General features: G+C 62.7%; 22 protein-coding genes and 1 tRNA gene. 11 read left to right on the top strand and 12 right to left on the bottom strand.

Annotation, left to right across the window (positions count from 1 at the left end; translation table 11 throughout):
• The first annotated feature begins 23 nt into the window (after positions 1-23).
• Complete coding sequence (locus ACXIQ9_RS03365) at positions 24-269, top strand: hypothetical protein (protein WP_459015605.1); 246 nt, start codon at positions 24-26, stop codon at positions 267-269.
• Entirely contained in the window at positions 266-754 is a 489-nt protein-coding gene (locus ACXIQ9_RS03360) for a phosphate-starvation-inducible PsiE family protein (RefSeq protein ID WP_010315872.1), read from the top strand. Before ACXIQ9_RS03365 ends, ACXIQ9_RS03360 begins: the two co-directional genes overlap by 4 nt.
• Here the strand turns inward: ACXIQ9_RS03360 and ACXIQ9_RS03355 are convergent.
• Both ACXIQ9_RS03355 and ACXIQ9_RS03350 read right to left on the bottom strand, forming a co-directional pair.
• Positions 690-1,223 carry a Nif11 domain/cupin domain-containing protein gene (locus ACXIQ9_RS03355; RefSeq protein WP_247477467.1) on the bottom strand — a complete coding sequence of 178 codons (534 nt, stop codon included), beginning with the start codon at positions 1,221-1,223 and terminating at the stop codon, positions 690-692. The two genes, ACXIQ9_RS03360 and ACXIQ9_RS03355, sit on opposite strands and share 65 nt — an antisense overlap.
• Complete coding sequence (locus tag ACXIQ9_RS03350; RefSeq protein WP_459015602.1) at positions 1,223-1,696, bottom strand: GNAT family N-acetyltransferase; 474 nt, start codon at positions 1,694-1,696, stop codon at positions 1,223-1,225. Before ACXIQ9_RS03350 ends, ACXIQ9_RS03355 begins: the two co-directional genes overlap by 1 nt.
• A gap of 120 nt (positions 1,697-1,816) precedes the next feature.
• Between ACXIQ9_RS03350 and ACXIQ9_RS03345 the strand changes: the two genes are divergently transcribed.
• A complete protein-coding gene (locus tag ACXIQ9_RS03345) occupies positions 1,817-2,182 on the top strand; it encodes an AbrB family transcriptional regulator (RefSeq protein WP_010315879.1) in 366 nt (121 codons plus the stop codon).
• 9 nt (positions 2,183-2,191) lie between these two features.
• Here ACXIQ9_RS03345 and ACXIQ9_RS03340 read toward each other — a convergent pair whose 3' ends face one another.
• Together ACXIQ9_RS03340 and ACXIQ9_RS03335 are read right to left on the bottom strand one after the other, a co-directional pair.
• Positions 2,192-4,879 (bottom strand): hypothetical protein, encoded by a 2,688-nt coding sequence (locus ACXIQ9_RS03340; RefSeq protein ID WP_459015600.1) that lies wholly within the window; start codon positions 4,877-4,879, stop codon positions 2,192-2,194.
• A gap of 3 nt (positions 4,880-4,882) precedes the next feature.
• The gene (locus tag ACXIQ9_RS03335; RefSeq protein ID WP_459015598.1) at positions 4,883-6,061 is read right to left on the bottom strand and encodes a metallophosphoesterase family protein; all 1,179 of its coding nucleotides are present in this window, start codon (positions 6,059-6,061) and stop codon (positions 4,883-4,885) included.
• A 98-nt stretch (positions 6,062-6,159) separates the two neighbouring features.
• Here ACXIQ9_RS03335 and ACXIQ9_RS03330 point away from each other — a divergent pair, with 98 nt between their 5' ends.
• Positions 6,160-6,495 carry a c-type cytochrome gene (locus ACXIQ9_RS03330; RefSeq protein WP_010315885.1) on the top strand — a complete coding sequence of 112 codons (336 nt, stop codon included), beginning with the start codon at positions 6,160-6,162 and terminating at the stop codon, positions 6,493-6,495.
• Position 6,496: 1 nt separating this feature from the next.
• Here ACXIQ9_RS03330 and ACXIQ9_RS03325 read toward each other — a convergent pair whose 3' ends face one another.
• From ACXIQ9_RS03325 to ACXIQ9_RS03305, 5 genes are all read right to left on the bottom strand, one after another.
• The gene (locus tag ACXIQ9_RS03325; RefSeq protein ID WP_459015595.1) at positions 6,497-6,763 is read right to left on the bottom strand and encodes a YciI family protein; all 267 of its coding nucleotides are present in this window, start codon (positions 6,761-6,763) and stop codon (positions 6,497-6,499) included.
• A gap of 25 nt (positions 6,764-6,788) precedes the next feature.
• A complete protein-coding gene (locus ACXIQ9_RS03320; RefSeq protein WP_296415598.1) occupies positions 6,789-7,091 on the bottom strand; it encodes a hypothetical protein in 303 nt (100 codons plus the stop codon).
• A 64-nt stretch (positions 7,092-7,155) separates the two neighbouring features.
• Positions 7,156-7,968: a tryptophan synthase subunit alpha gene (gene trpA, locus ACXIQ9_RS03315; RefSeq protein WP_459015593.1), complete on the bottom strand. Its 813-nt coding sequence runs from the start codon at positions 7,966-7,968 to the stop codon at positions 7,156-7,158.
• 33 nt (positions 7,969-8,001) lie between these two features.
• Positions 8,002-8,340, bottom strand: a complete 339-nt coding sequence (locus ACXIQ9_RS03310; protein WP_459015591.1) for a DUF3007 family protein — start codon at positions 8,338-8,340, stop codon at positions 8,002-8,004.
• Positions 8,340-8,591 carry an NAD(P)H-quinone oxidoreductase subunit L gene (locus tag ACXIQ9_RS03305; protein WP_010315895.1) on the bottom strand — a complete coding sequence of 84 codons (252 nt, stop codon included), beginning with the start codon at positions 8,589-8,591 and terminating at the stop codon, positions 8,340-8,342. Before ACXIQ9_RS03305 ends, ACXIQ9_RS03310 begins: the two co-directional genes overlap by 1 nt.
• Positions 8,592-8,634: 43 nt before the next feature.
• Here ACXIQ9_RS03305 and ACXIQ9_RS03300 point away from each other — a divergent pair.
• Positions 8,635-8,718 (top strand) — tRNA-Leu (locus tag ACXIQ9_RS03300).
• A 10-nt stretch (positions 8,719-8,728) separates the two neighbouring features.
• On the opposite strand, the gene ACXIQ9_RS03295 is transcribed toward ACXIQ9_RS03300, so the two are convergent.
• The 3 genes from ACXIQ9_RS03295 to ACXIQ9_RS03285 are packed head-to-tail and all read right to left on the bottom strand — an operon-like array spanning position 8,729 to position 11,990.
• On the bottom strand, positions 8,729-9,466 hold the full coding sequence (locus ACXIQ9_RS03295) for a succinate dehydrogenase/fumarate reductase iron-sulfur subunit (RefSeq protein ID WP_459015588.1): 738 nt from the start codon (positions 9,464-9,466) through the stop codon (positions 8,729-8,731).
• The gene (locus ACXIQ9_RS03290; RefSeq protein ID WP_459015799.1) at positions 9,463-11,376 is read right to left on the bottom strand and encodes a fumarate reductase/succinate dehydrogenase flavoprotein subunit; all 1,914 of its coding nucleotides are present in this window, start codon (positions 11,374-11,376) and stop codon (positions 9,463-9,465) included. The genes ACXIQ9_RS03295 and ACXIQ9_RS03290 overlap by 4 nt, the downstream gene beginning before the upstream one ends.
• Positions 11,377-11,381: 5 nt before the next feature.
• A complete protein-coding gene (locus ACXIQ9_RS03285; protein WP_459015586.1) occupies positions 11,382-11,990 on the bottom strand; it encodes a succinate dehydrogenase/fumarate reductase transmembrane subunit in 609 nt (202 codons plus the stop codon).
• Positions 11,991-12,106: 116 nt separating this feature from the next.
• Between ACXIQ9_RS03285 and ACXIQ9_RS03280 the strand changes: the two genes are divergently transcribed.
• Genes ACXIQ9_RS03280 through ACXIQ9_RS03255 form a run of 6 tightly spaced genes read left to right on the top strand, consistent with a single transcriptional unit; the run spans position 12,107 to position 17,973 of the window.
• Positions 12,107-12,604, top strand: coding sequence for a DUF2231 domain-containing protein (locus ACXIQ9_RS03280; protein WP_459015584.1), 498 nt, complete (start codon positions 12,107-12,109; stop codon positions 12,602-12,604).
• Complete coding sequence (locus ACXIQ9_RS03275; protein WP_010315899.1) at positions 12,604-13,242, top strand: DUF2231 domain-containing protein; 639 nt, start codon at positions 12,604-12,606, stop codon at positions 13,240-13,242. The genes ACXIQ9_RS03280 and ACXIQ9_RS03275 overlap by 1 nt, the downstream gene beginning before the upstream one ends.
• A 1-nt stretch (position 13,243) precedes the next feature.
• Positions 13,244-14,185: a cytochrome c oxidase subunit II gene (locus ACXIQ9_RS03270; RefSeq protein ID WP_459015582.1), complete on the top strand. Its 942-nt coding sequence runs from the start codon at positions 13,244-13,246 to the stop codon at positions 14,183-14,185.
• An 11-nt stretch (positions 14,186-14,196) separates the two neighbouring features.
• The gene (locus ACXIQ9_RS03265; RefSeq protein WP_459015580.1) at positions 14,197-15,873 is read left to right on the top strand and encodes a cytochrome c oxidase subunit I; all 1,677 of its coding nucleotides are present in this window, start codon (positions 14,197-14,199) and stop codon (positions 15,871-15,873) included.
• A complete protein-coding gene (locus ACXIQ9_RS03260) occupies positions 15,870-16,448 on the top strand; it encodes a cytochrome c oxidase subunit 3 (protein WP_459015578.1) in 579 nt (192 codons plus the stop codon). Before ACXIQ9_RS03265 ends, ACXIQ9_RS03260 begins: the two co-directional genes overlap by 4 nt.
• Before the next feature lie 10 nt (positions 16,449-16,458).
• Positions 16,459-17,973: a GMC oxidoreductase gene (locus tag ACXIQ9_RS03255; protein ID WP_296415580.1), complete on the top strand. Its 1,515-nt coding sequence runs from the start codon at positions 16,459-16,461 to the stop codon at positions 17,971-17,973.
• Positions 17,974-17,994 lie beyond the last annotated feature (21 nt).

Below are 17,994 nucleotides of genomic sequence, written 5' to 3'. Positions count from 1 at the left end.
TGGGTGCACGTTGCACCGTTGAGATGACCTGCGTGCGTTGGCTGGCTTGGGCGTCCGTTGCGGCCCTGGGTGCTGCAATGCCTTCGGCCGTTCATGCCCAGGCGGAGAGTTTCCTCTGGGGACCCGGCAGCAATGTGGGCCCCTCCACCACCGTGGAACCCAAGAACTGCGTGACGGCGGCCGACGGAAGTATCACCTGCGACACCAAGTTGGTGAACCCTCCGGGGGATACTCCGGCTAAGCCTCAGTACACGCCCTTTCGCAATTGAAGTCTCTGTTTTGTGATCGCGCGTTCCTGCGAGGAATCTCGGGTTTCGAACGCGCTCTGGCCAAGGTCCTCTCGGTCACCCTCACCGTGGTGTTGGTGGTCGCGACCCTTCAGCTCCTGATCTTTTTGGGCAGTGACCTGCTGGATTTGCAGGTCAATTGGACCGGTGAGGGCCTGGTGAGCCTGTTGGATCAGGTGCTGGTGATCCTGATTGCCCTGGAGGTGCTGCAGAACCTCACCGCTTACCTGCGGGAGCACGTGATTCAGATCGAATTAGTGCTGGTCACGGCCCTGACCGCAGTGTCCCGCAAGGTGATCGTTTCTCCCCCGGGGATGCAGAAGGACCCTGCGGTTCTGATTGGCTTGGGGGTGGCGATCCTCTCCCTCGCTGCCGCCTATTGGCTGGTGCGGCAATCCAACCTCAAGCGCCCACCGACCAGAACAGAGCTAGCCAGACCGTCCCAGGATTCGGGTCGGTTGCCGTAACCCGATGGCGGCGATGCGGCGCAATCATCAGCGCATCGCCGACGCAGAGGTCCCGCGGCTGCTCTTCGTCTTCAAAGTGCAGCGACGCACTTCCGCGCAGAACCAGAACCCATTCGCTCTCCTCTTGGTCGTACCAGCCCTCGGCTGGGCTGCTGGCCTGGCAGGAATGAATTCGCTCGAGGCGCCAGTTCTGTCCACTGGCGAGCACGTCGGTTTGTTCCTGGCCTGACTCCGGGCAGTCCCCCCGCAGCAGATTGGGTTGATCAGCGGGCCTGTCTGGCTGGGGGCTGCTGTCCCCCCAGCGCCGGCCGATGTCAAAGCCAAATTGGGCCGCCAGTTGGACCACATCGTGGTGGTTGCTGCAGTCTCTGAGGGCTTGGCGAAGCTCGGGCTGGGCCTCAGTCAAGGCCACGAAAGCATTGAGCTGTTGGATCTTCTGGAGGAACTGTTGGAGCTGGGCTTCGGCCATCAGCTCAGTATCGGGTTCAGCGTTTTTCTGAGGTTGAACCGCTCGAAGTGCACCCCGCGGATCAGGAGTTCTTCTCTCCAGCGGATCCGCCAGCCCAGCTTCAGCAGTAGAGGGGTGGAGATCAGGCTGGCTTCGGTGACGAGGGAGCCGAGCTTGTCCTCAGACGCTTCCGCCTCGATGGCCTCAATCAGGGCGCGTCCATGGCCCCGCTGTTGGTGTTCAGGATGGCAATAGAGCAGGGATAGGCGTTGGCTTGGATCCCGCAGGGCAAAGGCGAGGACGCCTCCATCCGTTGCTTCGCTGGCCAGGGCGCGACCGCGCTCGAGCTGAAGTGCAAGTGCCGGACCTTGACTGGCCCAGGCTTCTTTTTGTGCCTGGGTGTACAGCTTCGGGTCGCAACTCAGGACGGCCTGCTGATAAATCGTGATCGCCTCAGAGTGCTCGTCCCTGCGTAATTCACGGATTCGATGCATCGAGGCCTTTGGTACTCAACTCCTTGCCGAATTCTGGCTTGGTTTGATCTTCATGGAGCTGGTGCCTAGTTAAACCGTGTTGTATGTTGCACGAGTATCTGGCTCAAGCCCTCTACCTCAATGCTCACCGGTTCCGATCTTCTGGCCAAAGTTAAAGAGCTTGGCGATGTAAGTAAGTCCGATATCGTCCGCGCTTGCGGTTATGTCTCCTCCAAGAAGGACGGCGGCGAGCGTCTGAACTTCACCGCTTTCTACGAAGCGCTTCTCGAGGCCAAGGGCGTTGAGCTGGGCGTGAGCAGCAAGGTCGGCAAGGGTGGCCGCAAGCTCAGCTACATCGCCACCGTTCAGGGCAACGGCAACCTGCTGATCGGTAAGGCCTACACCGCCATGCTGGATCTTCAGCCCGGTGACGAGTTCGAAATCAAGCTTGGCCGTAAGCAGATCCGTCTGATTCCCGCCGGCGGCAGCGACGAAGACGAAGAGTGATCGACAGCCCTAACGGCTGAGCGTGACCTCCACGCCATTGGCCCCCTCCAGCGATTGGAGGGGGCTTTTTTGTGCCCAGCCCAGAACGTTTTGATAGTCCTCGGGATGGCAGCTGAGCAGGATGATTTGAATCCCCTGCTCCATCCCCCGCTGCAACATTGCTTGCAATGGATCGAGACGTTCCCGATCGGTATTGGTAAAGGCGTCGTCGAAGACCAAGGGCAGGGAACCGTCATAGGCACCCATTAGGACTTCGGCCATGGCCAGTCGCAGCGCCCCTGCGAATTGTTCGCGCATGCCTCCACTGAGTCGCGCAAAGTCATAGGCCTGGCTGTCCTGCAGCAGTTGCAGTTGCTGGAAGCCATGTTTGGGATTGAAGGCCAACAGGGCCTTCTCCGCTCCTGTTGGCAAGAGCGCCCCGAGGTAGGGGTTGAGGGCTGAACAGAGCGGTTCGCTGTAGCGATTGGCCAGCTCAGCTTGGGCCTGATGGAAGTGCTCCTGCAGCAGTTGCAGAGCGTTGGCTTCCCGTTCTTGCATTTGGCGTTCCTGCTGGACGTTTTCCCAGCGGGCCTGGGCTAGCTCCAGTTGAGCGCTGGGGTTTTGGGCTCCCAGGCTGGTGCAGCGCTGTTCGTTCTGCCCACGCTCATTGAGGAGAAGCTCTTTCTCCTGGTTGAGCTGCTCGAGCAGTTGCAGGGCCCCAACGGATCCCTGGCGGTGTTGCTGCAATGTTTTTCGTTCGCTCTCCATCGCCGCCAGTACTGCTCGCCGCTCCTTGACGTCTTGCTCCAGGTGTTGGAGCTGCTCGACGCTCGCTGGGGTTGACTCTTGTTGCAGTCGTTGCTCGACCATCGCCAAGGAGCCGGCGAGTTGCTCGAGCCGATTGCGGCATTGCTCCAGCTGGCGGCTCTGGGCTAGCTCCTGTTGCCGCTGTTGCTGATGCTGTTGCAGCTGCTGATCGAGGGCGCTGCTTTGTTGCTGGATGGTCTGGCGTAGCTGCGTGTCCAGCTCTTCGAGTGTCGTTGGATCGCTGGGCAGTCCCTCCTGGCGATCGAGACTGATGGCTTGCTCCAGGTCCTGCTGGCGCGGGAGCAAGGCACTGAGACGCTCGCTCAGCCCGGACCAGGGGATGGCCTTGGCTGCGCTGCGCAGGTCGCTGAGATCCCGCTCCAGGCTGCGCCGTTGTTGCTCAATCGCCTCCGCGGCTTCGCTGTTGACGGCCCCGAGCTGCTGGGTCAACCGTTCGCAGTCTTGGCGGCAGCGCTCCAGCTGAGCCTGGGCCTGGGGCAGCGCGTCGCCGCCGCCGGGGCTCACCCGTAGGCGGACGGCAGCTCCAACCTGCAGTTCAGTGATGCTGTTGAGCTGGCGCTTCTCTCCGGCCTGGATCGCTTCACCGGCAAGCGTGATGGCCTGATCGCTTTGGAGCACTTCGATGCTGGTGGCCATGGCCTCCAGCCGCGCCTGGGCCTGGGCGAGGGCCTGCTCGGCGCTCCGCAGTCCGCGCACCTGTTCGGCATCGATCGGCGGCAGTTGGGACAGGGTTTGCTTGAGCCGGTTCGCTTCTGACTGCAGGCGGTTCATCTCCTGCTGGTGGGCTTCAAGCTGTTGGCGCTCCCTACGCAGTTGCAGGAGGTCGAGCCGCTGACGCACTCCCTCTTGCCGCGTCCGCAGGGTTTGCAGCTGTTGCTGAGCGGCTGCGATCTGCTGCTCCTGCTTCTGCTGCTGCTCTGTTTTGAGGGCGTCCTGCTCGAGTGCCTGCTTCAGCTGCTGTTGCAGCCGGAGTTGCTCTTGCTGCTGCTCCTGCTGGGTTCGCTTGAGTTCCTGCTGTTGTTTCTGCTGTTGCTCAAGGGTCTGGCGTTGCAGCAGCACCGGTTCAAGTTCCGCCTGCAGCAACTGCTGTTGCTGCTCCAGTTCCCGCTCTCTCAGTAAGGCGGGCCGCAGGTCCTGGTCGATGCAGTGGAGCCTCTCGGCGATGGCGCCAAGGCGCTCCATGGCTTGTTCGAGCTCGAGCAGTTGTTGTTTGGCCCCGTTCAGCTCCTCCAAGCACTCCTGTTCCCGTTGCAGCACTTGGGCGAGGGCTGATCCGGCCTTCACGCGGCCTGTTGGAGTGAACACCTGTCCCAGGCGCTGCTGGAGTTGCTCGACCACCTGGCGATCCAGGGGGGACTGCAGCGTTCCGAGATCGGTCTTGGATTGCAGCTGCTGGAGCAGTCGCTCGTAGTCGTAGCTCTCCGGCTTCCCCTCCAGGGGGTTGAAGCCTGCGTCCCCCTGCCGCACCCAGAGGTGGGCCCAGCGCTCGGGCAGCTGGGCGATCCTCCTGCCTTCGATGGGACCCTCCAGGCCCAGCAGCCGCGCCAGCTCGTCTTCCGCTGCTGGACCACTGAGGGCCTGCCCTTTCGGGTTGCTCAGCTGACAGGTTCCCCCGGCACCAGCGAAGCGTTTGCGCAGCGTCCAGCGTTCTCCCTGGGCGGCAAAACAGAGCTCGACCTCCGGCAGGCCGCCATGGGTGCGTGAGCGCAGCTCCTCCACACCGCGCCCGGTGGCGGTGGAGCGCAGGAAGAGGGTTTTGTGGAGTGCCTCCACCAGGGTGCTTTTGCCCGATTCGTTGACCCCGCCGACCAGGGTCAGTTGGCGGCCAAAGCTGAGCTGGAGATCGAGGTGTTGACGAACCCGTTGCAGGCGGCAGGAGAGCAGGTGCATGGCTTACTCCCCCGCGCAGCGGTGCAGTTCGGCCAGGGCCAGCTGCAGCAGTTCGCGGCGCTCCTCCAGCAGCGCGCTGTCCGCCAGTTCGCTCTGGAGGCGATGGGCGACGTTGGCAATCAAGGGGTCACTGGGGCGCTGGCTGAGGGCCTTGAGCTCGCTTGGATCGGGAGCCTGGGCGCAGCGCCCGCGGCGCTTGAGCCGCAGCAGTTGGGCCTCCAAGCGCTCGATCAGCGCGTCGTAGCGGCGATGACCCTCGAGGCTCAGGCTGCCGCTCTCCTCCAGCAGCAGGAGATGTTGTCCTGGCTCATCGCCCAGGAGCGTCTGGAGCTGCGCTTCAAAGCGCTCCAGCTCCGCGTCGCTGCTGAGCCGCACCGCCGTTGCGTGCCATTGCAGCATCGCAGTCGCCAGAGGGGTCACCTCGGGAAGACTCCCCCGCTCGGCGCGCACCGCCAGGACGACTCCATCGCGGTAGACGTCATGGCGGGGAAAGCGATCGGGCTCCGGGGTCCCGCTGTACCAGGCCTTGGCATGGACCTGTTTGAGGCCATGCCAATCCCCCAGGGCGACGTAGTCCAGCTCCTCCAGTAGGCCTGCATCGAGGCGCAGTTGGTTCTGGGCGCTGGCGGGGTTCTCCTCATCGGCATCCAGGTCATCGGAGCCAAAACCATGGATGGAGCCATGGGCAAGCAGGAGGCGAGGGCGGTCGCTGGGCAGTGAGGCCCAATCGATCGATCGCACCCAAGCGGTGGGGTCCTGGCTGTCCGTGCGGCGCAACAGCGGGCAGGGCAGCACGATCGCCTGCTCCAGCACGAGCGGTTCGCGGCTCAGGAGAACCTGGAGGTTGGGGGCCCGGCGCTGGCACTCCTCCTGGAAAAAACGTTGGTGCCAGACGCTGCCTGGGGCACCGTGGTCATGGTTGCCAGGAATCACCAGCACCGGGCAGCTCAGGCGGCCGAGGGCCTGGCAGACCGCACTGATGTCACTGCTGCTGGGGGTTGGTGAGTCAAAGAGATCACCGGCGACCAGCAGGAAGGCGGCCTCCTGCTCCTTGGCGCATTGAGCGATTTGATCGATGGCGGCGATGCGCACCTGCCGCAACTTGGCCCGCTTGTCTGGATCCTGGACCCGGGCGTAGGGCTTGCCGATCTGCCAGTCGGCGCTGTGCAGAAAGGACAGCATGGGGTGCGTGGGTGTGGGGCTATTTGAGCGCGGACACACCGGGAGTGGGCCGGTCAGACTGACGCTTGGCGCGCTGCGCCCCCCTTGTCCTTGACCTGATGTCCCTTGCGTTGCTGCGCCGGCTGTTGCTGGCTCTGGTGTTGCTGCTGGGTTTGAGCGTGGCCCAACCTGCCTGGGCCGATGGTGCCCAATTGTTTGAGCTCCACTGCGCGGGCTGTCACCTCAATGGCGGCAACATCATTCGCCGCGGCAAAACCTTGAAGCTGGCGGCCCTAGAGCGCCAGGGCATTGCCTCCCAGGAGGCCATTGCGGCGATCGCTGCCCAGGGCCAGGGACAGATGAGCGGCTACGTCGAGGCCCTGGGTGAGGACGGTGTCCAGCAGGTGGCCGAGTGGGTCTGGCAGCAGAGCCAGGCGGGCTGGCCGAAGGCCTGATCTAGAAGGCCTGGATCCAGGGGTAGACCTCGAGGGCGGTCCAGATTCCCTGGCGCCAATACACATCGTTGTGGAGCAGATCCACCACCTGCTGCTTGGACTCGGCCTCGTAGATCCCGAAGACGTGGCAGCTGGTTTCCGTGGGTCCCAGGGTGATCAGCACGCCGTCATCCTTTTGGCGCTGCAGCCCCGCGAGATGCTCCTCGCGGTAAGGGGTGCGTTTCTCCAGCGCGTTCTCGCAGTAGGTCCCCCAGAGAACAAAGCGCACGGATCAGCAGGCGTGTGCGAGCAAGTTACAGCCAGCCACCGGCAAAGATCGGCTGGCGAATTTTGGCGGGCAGCAGCACCGGCAGGTTGCTGGGTTCGGCGCCGGCTTTGTCGCTCCAGCGCACCTTGCAGCGGAAGTTGCCGTCCTTGACTTTGAGCACGTATTGCTGAGGAACGGCCTGTTCGGGCATCAGGTACTGGGCCTGATTGCAGGCATCCACCTCAGAGATGTTGGAGGTGTACTCACTCCAGCCGGCCTGGGCGGCGCTGGGGGCGACCAGCAGCGCGGCGCCAAGGAGTCCACGGGAGAGGCGGTTGCGCAGCGCCATTGAAAACGGTCCCTCGCAGGGGCGAACTGCGCTGATTCTGCCGTGCGGATCGAGGGCTGGCCGCTTAGTTGTCGAGGGCCTGGCGCAGTTGGCCGCAGAACTGACCCGCAGCAGCAGCAATGTTCCCCTGCTGGCTGTGGCTTTCAGCCATGACCTTGACCAGGGCGCTACCGACGATGGCGCCATCTGCGCCCCAATCACGAACTTGGCGCGCCTGCTCGGGGCCGGAGATGCCAAAGCCAACGGCGACTGGGGTTGGCCCCATTCCTTTGAGTTGATGCACCAGGGTGGCGACCCGGTTTTCCAGGGTGGTGCGGACACCGGTGACCCCGGTGACGCTGACCAGGTAGGTGAAGCCGCGGCTGGCCTGGGCGATGCGGGCCATGCGATCGCTCGGGGTAGTGGGTGCCACCAGCAGCACGAGATCCAGACCTGCCGCTTCGGCAATGGCCGAAAGCTTTTCTGCTTCTTCCAGGGGGAGATCAGGCACCACCAGGCCGGCGGCACCCGCCGCCGCGGCATCGCGGCAGAAGGTCTCCATGCCGCGGTTCAGCAAGGGGTTGCTGTAGGTGAAGAGGATCACCGGGATGGTGAGCTCGCCCTTGAGGCTGCGGAGCATCTCCAGCACCCAACCAGGGGTGGTCCCGCTGCCCAGTGCTCGGCTGGCCGCGGCTTGGATCACCGGACCATCGGCCAGGGGATCGCTGTAGGGAATCCCCAGCTCGATCATGTCGGCCCCGCCGGCCTCCAGGGCCAGGAGGGTCGAGCGGGTGTGCTCCAGATCCGGATCGCCGGCCATCAGGAATGGCATCAAGGCGCAGCGGCCCTCGGTCTTGAGCTTCTGAAAACGCTGCTGGATCGGGGTGCTGGTGGTCACGGCAGCGTGAGATCTGCAGCTGAGCCTATGGCCTCAGCCTTCGCTGTCCTGGGCGAGTTCCCGCATGAGCTTCTCTTGCTCTTCGGGGCTGAGGGCGTCAAAACGCTTCTGGAGCTCTTCGTCGGTGGCAGCGTCGTAACCCGAGCGGTAGCGGCGTCGCTGCTCCATGTAGGTCATGTTTCCGGTCACGACCCGGAACAAGTAAGAGCCCGTCCAGACCAGGACGATGACCACCAGGAGGGCCTGGGCGGCAATGCCCGCACTAAACCCTTCAAAGCCAGCGGCTTGGAAGCCCCAGTAACCGAGACCGCCGATGCCAAAGATGGCCAGGCCGGCCAGAAGCGCCTTGCCGCGTGTGATGCCGGATCCCATTAAGTGTTGCCCTGGCCCTGCAGACGCAGATTCACGAAGGGGGCGAAGACGATCAGTCCGGGGAAGAACAGGAAGACCAGTCCATAGACCGCCGTGCGCTCGATCTTGCCCATCACGGTCCAGCGCTTGGTCATCCAAGCCATCAGAGCCAGGGGGACTGCCACCAGGTAGGCACCGGCGAGTGCCCCGTAGGCGGCCAGCACCAACAGGGTCTCACTGGTGAGGGAACTGAGGAACCCGGGCAGCGGCACGGCGATGGTGCAACGTCCCGGCAAATCTAAGATGGTCTGCGCCGGGACCATGGCGGAATTGGTAGACGCAGCGGACTTAAAATCCGCAGACGGCAACGTTGTGAGGGTTCAAGTCCCTCTGGTCCCACTGACTGCTCTTAGCGAGCTTCGCCGTTCATCCAGCTGATCCAGTCCGCTGAAATCTCTTTCGGGCAGACGGCTTCGCATTCGAGATTGCTGCTGCAACTCCCGAATCCTTCCTGCTCCATCGCGGCCTGCATCGATCGCGCCCGTGAGCGCCGTTCGGGTTGTCCCTGGGGGAGCTGGCCGAGGTGAGCCAACTTGGCGGCGGTGAAGAGGCTCGCCGAGGCATTGCGGCAACTGGCAACGCAGGCGCCACAGCCGATACAGGTGGCTGTGGCAAAGGCGGACAGAGCCTGCTCCTGTCCGATCAACATCGCGTTCCCGTCGGGTGCCTGCCCGGTGTTGATCGAGCAGTAGCCGCCGGCGGCAATGATCCGGTCCAGGGCTGAGCGTTCAACCGCCAGATCTTGAAGGAGAGGGAAGGCCGCAGCGCGCCAGGGTTCCAAGGTCACGGTTTCTCCGTCCTGGAACTCCCTGACGTAGAGCTGGCAAACAGTCGTCGCCCGCTGGGAGCCATGGGCCTGGCCATTGACGAGGAATCCGCAACTGCCGCAGATCCCTTCCCTGCAGTCGTGCTCGAAGTAGATCGGGCGCTCATCGCTGCGAATGAGTTGATCGTTCAACTGATCCAGCACCTCCAGCAAAGAAAGGTCTGGGCTGAGGCCTTGGAGCGTGTAGGTCAAGAAGGTGCCCTTGGTCTGCTGGTGCTCCTGGCGCCAGATCCTCAGCGTGAGAGAGAGGGTGGGCGTCATCGGTAGCTGCGGGTGCTGGGTTGCAGGGCTGTGAACTGCAGAGGTTCGCTTTGACGTAAGGGGGCGGCACCGTCTTGGTACTCCCAGGCGGCGATGTGGGCGAAGTGCTCGTCATCTCTCTGGGCTTCACCCTCTGGGGTTTGGTGCTCCTCGCGGAAGTGGGCCCCGCAGGATTCTTCGCGGGCCAGGGCGTCCCGGAGCATCAACTGGGCTAAGCCAAAGAAGTCGCTTAACCGAAGCCCTTTTTCCAATTCGAGATTGGGTCCCTCGGCGCCGCCTGGAATGCGAACCCGCGCGCGGAAGTCCTGCTCGAGTTCACGGACCTCCTGGAGTCCCTGGCTCAGTCCAGCGGCATTACGGCTGATGCCGCAGCGCTCGATCATCGTCAGGCCCAACTGACGGTGGAATTGATCGACTGGGGTGTCCCCTTTCGTGGCGACCAGGCTGGCAATTCGTGTCTGGGCAGCCGCCAGGGCTTCCCGGCAGGCCGAATGCTCTTGCGTGACCGGCGGTCCGCTGTGACTCGCCAGCCATGCGGTGACGGTGGCTGGTGCGATGAAGTAGCCGTCTGCGAGGCCTTGCATCAGGGCGCTGGCGCCAAGGCGGTTGGCCCCATGTTCAGAGAAGTTGGCTTCCCCGAGCACGAAGAGCCCAGGAATGGAGCTCATCAGGTGGTAGTCAACCCAAAGCCCGCCCATCGTGTAGTGCGGTGCGGGGTAGATCTTGAGCGGCTTGGCGTACGGGTCTTCGCCGCTAATCCGCTCATACATCTCCAGCAGGTTGCCGTAGCGCTTCTCGATGACATCGCGGCCGCTCTCTCGGATGGCATCGCGAAGATCCAGGTAGATCGAGCGACCGGCTGGGCCCACACCTTGGCCTTCATTGCAGAGCTCCCGTGCCCTGCGGGATGCCACATCCCTCGGGACCATGTTCCCGTAGCTGGGGTATTGGCGCTCGAGGAAATAGTCCCGCTCGGTCTCAGGAATGGTCTCTGGATCACGGCTGTCCTGGCGGTGTTGCGGCAGCCAGACGCGGCCGTCGTTCCGCAGGCTCTCGCTCATGAGCGTGAGCTTGCTCTGGTAGGGATCGCCGCTGGGGATGCAGGTGGGGTGGATCTGTGTGAAGCAGGGATTGGCAAAGAGGGCCCCCTGTTCATGGGCCCGCCAGATCGCACTGGCGTTGGATTTCAGGGCATTGGTGGAGAGGAAGTAGACGTTGCTGTAGCCACCGGTGGCAAGCACCACCGCATGACCCGTGTGGGTTTCGAGGGCTCCACTGAGCAGATTGCGGCAGATCACCCCTCGGGCGACCCCGTCGACGCGAATCAGCTCAAGCAGATCCCGCCGGGGTAGCAGTTCCACCCGCCCGAGTTGCACCTGGCGCATCAGGGCCTGGTAGGCGCCGTAGAGCAGCTGCTGACCGGTCTGCCCACGGGCATAAAAAGTGCGGCTCACCAAGGAGCCGCCGAAGTTGCGGGTGGCCAAGGTGCCGCCGTACTCGCGGGCAAAGGGCACCCCCTGGGCCACGCATTGATCAATGATCGCGCTGCTGATTTCAGCGAGGCGGTGACAGCCCGCTTCGCGGGCGCGGAAGTCGCCGCCGCGGACGGTATCCCTGAACAGTCGGCTGATGCTGTCGCCGTCAACGGCAACCGGCCGGGCGGCGTTGATCCCGCCCTGGGCGGCGACCGAGTGGGCACGGCGGGGACTGTCGTGAAAGGTGATCACCTTCACGCGGTAACCCTGCTCCGCCAGGGTCGCTGCGGCCGAGGATCCAGCTAAGCCAGTTCCAACAACCAGGATCGTCAGCTCTCGCTTGCGCAGTGGGCTGATCAGGGGCAGCTCTTCCTTGGTTCTGGTCCAGGCATCACGAACCGGACCAGAGGGAATTCGAGGATTGAGGGCGTTCATCGGCGTCATCCCTGCAAGGCCAACCAGCCGGCGGAACCGGCGAAGCCCAGGCCAAGAATCAGTCCCACTGCGCGGGCCGTCCTGCGGATGAACCCAGCATTCTCTGGACTGAGGACTCCCAAGCTGCGCTGTGCCGACTCACCGCCCTGGACGACATGCAGTCCGAGGGCAAGGCAGGCCAGCCCGTAGAGGGTCAGGGTGATGGGGGGCTGGAGGCTTGCGCTCAAGTGCAGGAGCTCGAGGCCAGGGGCTGGTCGCGGTAGTCGTAGCTGTTTGAGGTGGACAGCGATGAAGAGCAGCAGGGTGAGACCGCCGAGGGGTTGCAATCGGGCGCTCCAGCTGCCAAGACGATCGCTACGTCGACTCTGGAGCTGAGCATGGTTTCCCGCTCTCCAGTTGCTGAGAGTTTTGCCCAGGCTGAGGCTGACGTGCAGGCCGGCCGCGAGTAGCAGCAGTCCCTCAACGACAGGCAGCCACCAGCTGTGATGCAGGGCGCTGGCGTAGTGCTCGAACTGCAGTGGCGCGAGAGGAGCAATGGCGACGCCGATGAGATGAATCACAAGGAACACCATCAGCATCAGGCCGGAGCCTGCCAGGAGCACGCGGCGGACCATGGCCATCGGTTGCTGCCTTGAACGCTAGGCAGGTCGCCTCCGCTTCATGACAAATCGGCTGACAGTTTGAAAAGCCGTGGCCAGGCTGATCACTGTTGAGCCCTGGCCCGTTCTTCATGCTTGAGCTGCTGCCGCCGCTCAACGATCACAACCTCCCTTGGATGGACACGATTCATCCAATCGTGGTTCATTTCGTGATCGCCATGGCCCTGATCGGGTTCGTGTTCGATCTGATCGGGGTGCTCTGGCGCCGCCCGGCGCTGTTTGAAGCCAGTTTCTGGAATTTGTTATTCGCGACGGGCGCAATCTTCGTTGCGATCATTTTTGGTCAGGTGGAGGCAGGTTTGGCCTCGCCCTATGGCGCAGCGCGCAACATCCTTGATATTCACACCACGATTGGCTGGTCCCTGGCCGGTGTGTTGTCCCTGTTGACGGGCTGGCGTTATGTGCTGCGCAGCCGTGATCCTGAGGCCCTGCCGCTCTCCTTTCTCGGCGCTGGGGCCTTGGTCAGTGTCTTGATCATGGTCCAGGTGGTCCTGGGCGACAAGCTGATCTGGACCTATGGCCTGCACACCGTGAAGGTGGTGGCGGCCACGCGGGAGGGGCTGATCTGATGCTCGTTCAGGCGATGGCCTTGGCCTACAGCCCAGAGGCTACTCCCATTGATCAAATCGCCGGGGAGTTAGGGCCGAATGGCTTGCCCTATGCCCTGCCCATTCATCCGAATTTGGTGCACCTCACCATCGGTTTGTTTGTGATTGCGATTGCCTTTGATGTGGTGGGTGCTCTGTACCCCCTGGAAAAACGGGTCTTTCGCTTTTTGGCCCTTCCGATCACCCGCGGGGGCTTTCACGACGTCGGTTGGTACAACCTGCTGGCCTGCTGCCTGGTGACTTTTTTCACCGTCGCCAGTGGCTTCTACGAAATGCTCACCGCCGTCCCGCTGCCGGGTGTTGTGAGCACCTTTGGGCTCGGCAGCATGACCACGATGCTCTGGCATGGCGTGGGCGGCGTGCTGCTGCTCACGGTGATTACGGCCATGACCGTTTGGCGTGGTTTCCAGCGCTATCTCTGGCGGCGCGACATGGGGCGCCAGGTGCAGTGGCTCTACCTGCTAGTCGGCCTCGGCATGTTTGCGCTGCTGGGTTTGCACGGGACCCTCGGCGCCCAGTTGGCAGCTGAATTCGGTGTGCACATCGCGGCTGACCAGTTGCTGCAGGCCGGCGCTGACCTTCACACCGCCCTGCCCTGAGATGAGCAATAGCGCCCCCCGCCCCAGCCTCTCCCGGCCCGCTCTAGTGGCCTGGTTGGTTTGGGTTGTTCTGCTCCTGGCCCTCAGCGTCTGGATGGGTCAGCAGTCCCACCATTGGCTTCCTGTTCAGGCCTCAACGGCGGCGCCGTTGGTGGATGACCTGTTCAGCTTGGAGACCGCCATCGGCACCTTCGTCTTCTTTGGCGTGGTCTCGGTGATGGTCTGGGTGGTGCTCTTCAACCGCGCCGAGAAGTACGACGACAGCGACGCCTTCCCGATTGAAGGCAACACGAAGTTGGAGGTCATCTGGACCGCTATTCCCTTTGTGTTGGTGATGGCGATTGCCTTCTGGACGATTCGCGCCAGCGACAAGTTGGGGATGTTGGGTCCGATGGAGCACATCCATCTGCGCAATTCCACAGAAGAGGTGGGGGGCTATCCCGGTGATCGCTTGCCGGCTGAACAGGTCGAGGTGATTGCCCGCCAATGGTCCTGGGAGTTTCGCTATCCCGGCAGCAACGTCTCCTCCACGGAACTGCACCTGGAGCTGGATCAACCGGTGAGTTTGCGGTTGGTCTCCGAGGACGTGCTCCACAGCTTGTTTATCCCCGCCTTCCGCATCAAACAGGACGTGGTTCCTGGCCGGGCGATTGATCTGAATCTCACGCCAACGCGCGAGGGGATCTACCGCCTGCGGGATGCCCAGTTCAGTGGCACCTGGCATGCCGCGAATCAGGTCGATGTGGTGGTGGAGAACTCCCAGGCCCATCAGCAGTGGCTCGAGCAGGCCGCGCGCCAACCGCTGCAGGCGGGCCTGAGCCTTGCCGTGGATGAGTTCGCCATCCGTCAGACCAAGCCCAACCCGGGCTGGGCGACCGTCCCTCCCGCTCCGCCCCCTCAGGTGAATGTCCCTGGAGACCCCAATCAGCCCCATGACGCCTGAGACCTGAGCCGATGACCATCGCCACCTTTCCCCCTGAACCGCCACCGCAGAGCAGCTGGAAGCGCTACTTCGGCTTTTGCACGGACGCCAAGGTCATTGGCATCCAGTACATCGTTACGGCCTTCTTCTTCTTCTTGATCGGTGGCCTGCTGGCCATGGTCATCCGCGGGGAGCTGATTACACCTGCCGCCGATCTGGTTGATCGCTCGGTCTACAACGGCATCTACACGATGCACGGAACAATCATGTTGTTCCTGTTCATCTTTCCGGTCCTCAACGGTCTCAATAATCTGTTGATTCCAACCATGATCGGTGCGCCCGACATGGCCTTCCCGCGTCTGAATGCGGTGGCCTTCTGGTTGGTTCCGATCTTTGGATCGATTTTGATCGCCAGCTTTTTTGTCCCAGGTGGTCCGGCCTATGCCGGCTGGTGGAGTTATCCGCCCGTCAGTCTTCAGAACCCGGCGGGACAACTCTTCAATGGCGAGGGCCTCTGGATTACGGCCGTGGCCCTATCGGGGGTGTCCTCGATCATGGGTGCGATCAACTTTGTGACGACAATCCTGCGCATGCGGGCCCCGGGGATGACCCTGACCCGGATGCCTGTGTTTTGTTGGACCGCCTTTGCTGCCCAGTCTTTGCAGTTGATTGGCCTGCCCGCGCTCACGGGCGGGGCGATCATGTTGCTGATGGACCTGAACTTCGGCACCAGCTTTTACCGGGCCGAGGGTGGTGGTGATCCGGTGCTCTATCAGCACTTTTTCTGGTTCTATTCCCATCCGGCGGTCTATGTGATCATCCTGCCGGTCTTTGGGGTCTTCTCAGAGCTGTTTCCGGTGTATTCCAGGAAGCCACTCTTTGGTTACCTCTACGTCGCCTTTGCCTCCTTCATCATCGTTGGACTGGGCTTGATTGTTTGGGTTCACCACTTCTTCACCAGTGGTGTTGCGCAGTGGATGCGCAATCTGTTCATGGTCACCACCATGCTGATTGCCGTCCCAACGGGGGTGAAGGTCTTTGCCTGGCTGGGCACCCTTTGGGGCGGGAAGTTGCGCCTGACGACCCCGATGCTGTTTTGCCTGGGGGGGCTCTTTAACTTTGTCTTTGCTGGCATCACCGGCATCATGCTGGCCACGGTGCCGATCGATATTCACGTCTCCAACACCTACTTCGTCGTCGGTCACTTCCATTACGTGATCTACGGGGCCGCGGTGATGGGGATCTTTGCGGCGATCTACCACTGGTTCCCGAAGTTCACCGGGCGCATGCCCTACGAAGGCCTCGGCAAACTGCACTGCCTGCTCACCTTTGTGGGGGCGAATTTGAATTTCCTGCCGATGCATCCCCTGGGGCTGATGGGCATGCCGCGGCGGGTGTCGAGCTACGACCCTGAATTCACCTTCTGGAACGTGATCGCCAGCCTGGGGGCCTTCCTGCTGGGGGTGTCGATCATTCCCTTCCTGCTCAATATGGTGAGCTCCTGGATCCGGGGGCCTAAGGCCACCCATAACCCCTGGAACGCCATCGGACTGGAGTGGTTGTTGCCCTCTCCGCCGCCGGAGGACAACTTTGGGGAGGAGGTCCCCACGGTGATTGCGCGTCCCTACGGCTATGGCAGCGGCGAACCGCTGGTGGAACATCAGGCTGAGCTGGAGCGCGCCTTGGTGCTGCAGGAGGCGGCGCAATGACGACGACGACCCCTCAGTCTGAGTTGGAGCTGCATCCCAAGCACAACCTCACCGGCTTCATCATTTTTCTGTGCTCAGAAAGCGTCATCTTTCTGGCCTTTTTCAGCGGCTATGCCCTGTTGAAGACCTCAGCCCTCGACTGGCTTCCCCCTGGGGTCGAGGGGTTGGAGTGGAAGATGCCGCTGGTGAACACCGTGGTCCTGGTGTCCAGTTCGGGGACGATCGCCCTGGCTGAGCATTTCAAGGCCAAAGAGAACATGGCTCTCTTCCGGGGGTTCTGGCTGCTGAGCATGGCCATGGGGGCCTACTTCCTCTTTGGACAGGCCGTGGAATGGGGTGGCCTGAAGTTTGGCTTCACCTCGGGAACCTTTGGTGGCACGTTCTATCTCTTGACCGGTTTCCACGGCCTCCATGTGGCGACGGGAATTCTGTTGATGGGATTGATGTTGGTGAAGTCATTTATCCCCGGCAATTACAGCGGCGGGGAACAGGGAGTTCAGGCCACGTCCTTGTTCTGGCACTTCGTGGATGTCATCTGGATCATCCTCTTTTTGCTGATCTACGTCTGGCAGTAGCCCAAGAACCATGATCATTGACGACATTCACTACGACGTCATCGTGATCGGCAGCGGTGCTGCTGGCGGCACGATCGCTGGGCAGTTGGCGGCCTCGGGCAAGCGCATCCTGCTCCTGGAGCGCGGTGGGGTGATGCCCCTTGCGGATCAGAACGTCGCGGACGTCGACTTGTTCCGGAAGGACCGCTACCACCCTGGTGAGCAGTGGTTCGGGACTGATGGGGATCCCTTCTCGCCCCAGACGATCTATGCCTTAGGTGGCAACAGCAAGATCTGGGGCGGCGTTCTCGAGCGCATGCGCGAGCGCGAGTTTGGCGGCCTCCCTCTGCAGGAGGGGACGGCCCCGAATTGGGAGCTGAGCTACGAGGATTTCGCCCCTTATTACGACCGGGCCGAAGCGCTGTATCGCGTCCACGGCGAAGCCGGTGTCGACCCGACTGAGCCTGGTCGCACTGGGCCCTATGGCCATCGCCCGAGGTCCTTTGAGCCCTGGGTGGCTGAGCTCAGGGCAGCGCTGGAGCGTCAGGGGACCCACCCCTATGCCCTGCCGCTGAGTTGGTCGGAATCTGCTGAGGACCCCACGGGTGATGCGGAGTTGTTCGGCGTGGATCTGGCGAAACAGGCCAGCAATGTCAGCATCCGTGATCGCGTCAAGGTGCGCCGCCTGCACGTCAACCCCAGCGGCAATGAGGTGCGTGCGGTCGAGGCGGAGGTCGACGGTCACGCCTGGTTGTTCAGTGGCGATCTGGTGGTTCTGGCCGCAGGCGCCATCAACAGTGCTGCGATCCTGCTGCGCTCAGCGACCGAGCACCACAGCCGCGGACTGGCCAACGGCTCTGATCAGGTGGGCCGCAATCTGATGAAGCCCCAGCTGACGTCGATTATTCAGCTGGCGGCGGCGGCCAATTCCGGTCGCTACGGCCGCAGCCTGGGCATCACGGATTACCTCTGGGGCGACAGCAATGTCAGCTTCCCCCTGGGCTCGATTGCCAGTGGCGGCGGTGTTCTGCAGGACGCCCTGTTTGCGGAATCCCCTCCGGTTCTCTCCCTGGTGACCAAGTTGATGCCCAACTTTGGCCTGGAGCAATTGGCTGCCCGATCGGTGACCTGGTGGGCGATGAGCCCGGTTCTGCCCGATGCCCACAACCGGGTGACCCTGCGGGGGAATCATCTCCAGATTCACTACCTCCCGAACAACCGCGAGGCCCATGACCGCTTGGTCTATCGCTGGATCGACACCTTGAAGAAGGTGGAGAACGACCCCCTTTGCCATGTGGTGAAGCCCGCTCCAACGCACCCCCGCGGTGAGGCTCCTCTGACGGTGATGGGTAGTGTCTGCGGCACCTGCCGCATGGGCTCCAATCCGGCGACATCGGTGGTGGATCTCCAGGGGCGGAGCCATGAGCTGGCCAACCTCTATGTCGCTGATGCCAGCGTCTTCCCCAGTTGTCCGGCCGTGGGCATGGGGCTGACGGTGATCGCCAACGCCCTGCGGATTGGCGATCAGGTGTTGGGTGTGCTGTGACCAGCGGCTCGGGCCAGGCGA

The organism is Synechococcus sp. LTW-G (assembly GCF_054459035.1).
The sequence above is the reverse complement of the archived record's forward strand: the minus strand, read 5'-3'. Positions and strand labels throughout refer to the sequence as shown.

Coding starts and splice junctions, on each gene's coding strand:
- ACXIQ9_RS03365 (WP_459015605.1), top strand. CDS start 24: ATGACCTGCGTGCGTTGGCTGGCTTGGGCGTCCGTTGCGGCCCTGGGT.
- ACXIQ9_RS03355 (WP_247477467.1), bottom strand. CDS start 1,223: ATGGCCGAAGCCCAGCTCCAACAGTTCCTCCAGAAGATCCAACAGCTC.
- ACXIQ9_RS03350 (WP_459015602.1), bottom strand. CDS start 1,696: ATGCATCGAATCCGTGAATTACGCAGGGACGAGCACTCTGAGGCGATC.
- ACXIQ9_RS03345 (WP_010315879.1), top strand. CDS start 1,817: ATGCTCACCGGTTCCGATCTTCTGGCCAAAGTTAAAGAGCTTGGCGAT.
- ACXIQ9_RS03340 (WP_459015600.1), bottom strand. CDS start 4,879: ATGCACCTGCTCTCCTGCCGCCTGCAACGGGTTCGTCAACACCTCGAT.
- ACXIQ9_RS03335 (WP_459015598.1), bottom strand. CDS start 6,061: ATGCTGTCCTTTCTGCACAGCGCCGACTGGCAGATCGGCAAGCCCTAC.
- ACXIQ9_RS03330 (WP_010315885.1), top strand. CDS start 6,160: ATGTCCCTTGCGTTGCTGCGCCGGCTGTTGCTGGCTCTGGTGTTGCTG.
- ACXIQ9_RS03320 (WP_296415598.1), bottom strand. CDS start 7,091: ATGGCGCTGCGCAACCGCCTCTCCCGTGGACTCCTTGGCGCCGCGCTG.
- ACXIQ9_RS03310 (WP_459015591.1), bottom strand. CDS start 8,340: ATGGGATCCGGCATCACACGCGGCAAGGCGCTTCTGGCCGGCCTGGCC.
- ACXIQ9_RS03295 (WP_459015588.1), bottom strand. CDS start 9,466: ATGACGCCCACCCTCTCTCTCACGCTGAGGATCTGGCGCCAGGAGCAC.
- ACXIQ9_RS03290 (WP_459015799.1), bottom strand. CDS start 11,376: ATGAACGCCCTCAATCCTCGAATTCCCTCTGGTCCGGTTCGTGATGCC.
- ACXIQ9_RS03285 (WP_459015586.1), bottom strand. CDS start 11,990: ATGGTCCGCCGCGTGCTCCTGGCAGGCTCCGGCCTGATGCTGATGGTG.
- ACXIQ9_RS03280 (WP_459015584.1), top strand. CDS start 12,107: ATGCTTGAGCTGCTGCCGCCGCTCAACGATCACAACCTCCCTTGGATG.
- ACXIQ9_RS03275 (WP_010315899.1), top strand. CDS start 12,604: ATGCTCGTTCAGGCGATGGCCTTGGCCTACAGCCCAGAGGCTACTCCC.
- ACXIQ9_RS03270 (WP_459015582.1), top strand. CDS start 13,244: ATGAGCAATAGCGCCCCCCGCCCCAGCCTCTCCCGGCCCGCTCTAGTG.
- ACXIQ9_RS03265 (WP_459015580.1), top strand. CDS start 14,197: ATGACCATCGCCACCTTTCCCCCTGAACCGCCACCGCAGAGCAGCTGG.
- ACXIQ9_RS03260 (WP_459015578.1), top strand. CDS start 15,870: ATGACGACGACGACCCCTCAGTCTGAGTTGGAGCTGCATCCCAAGCAC.
- ACXIQ9_RS03255 (WP_296415580.1), top strand. CDS start 16,459: ATGATCATTGACGACATTCACTACGACGTCATCGTGATCGGCAGCGGT.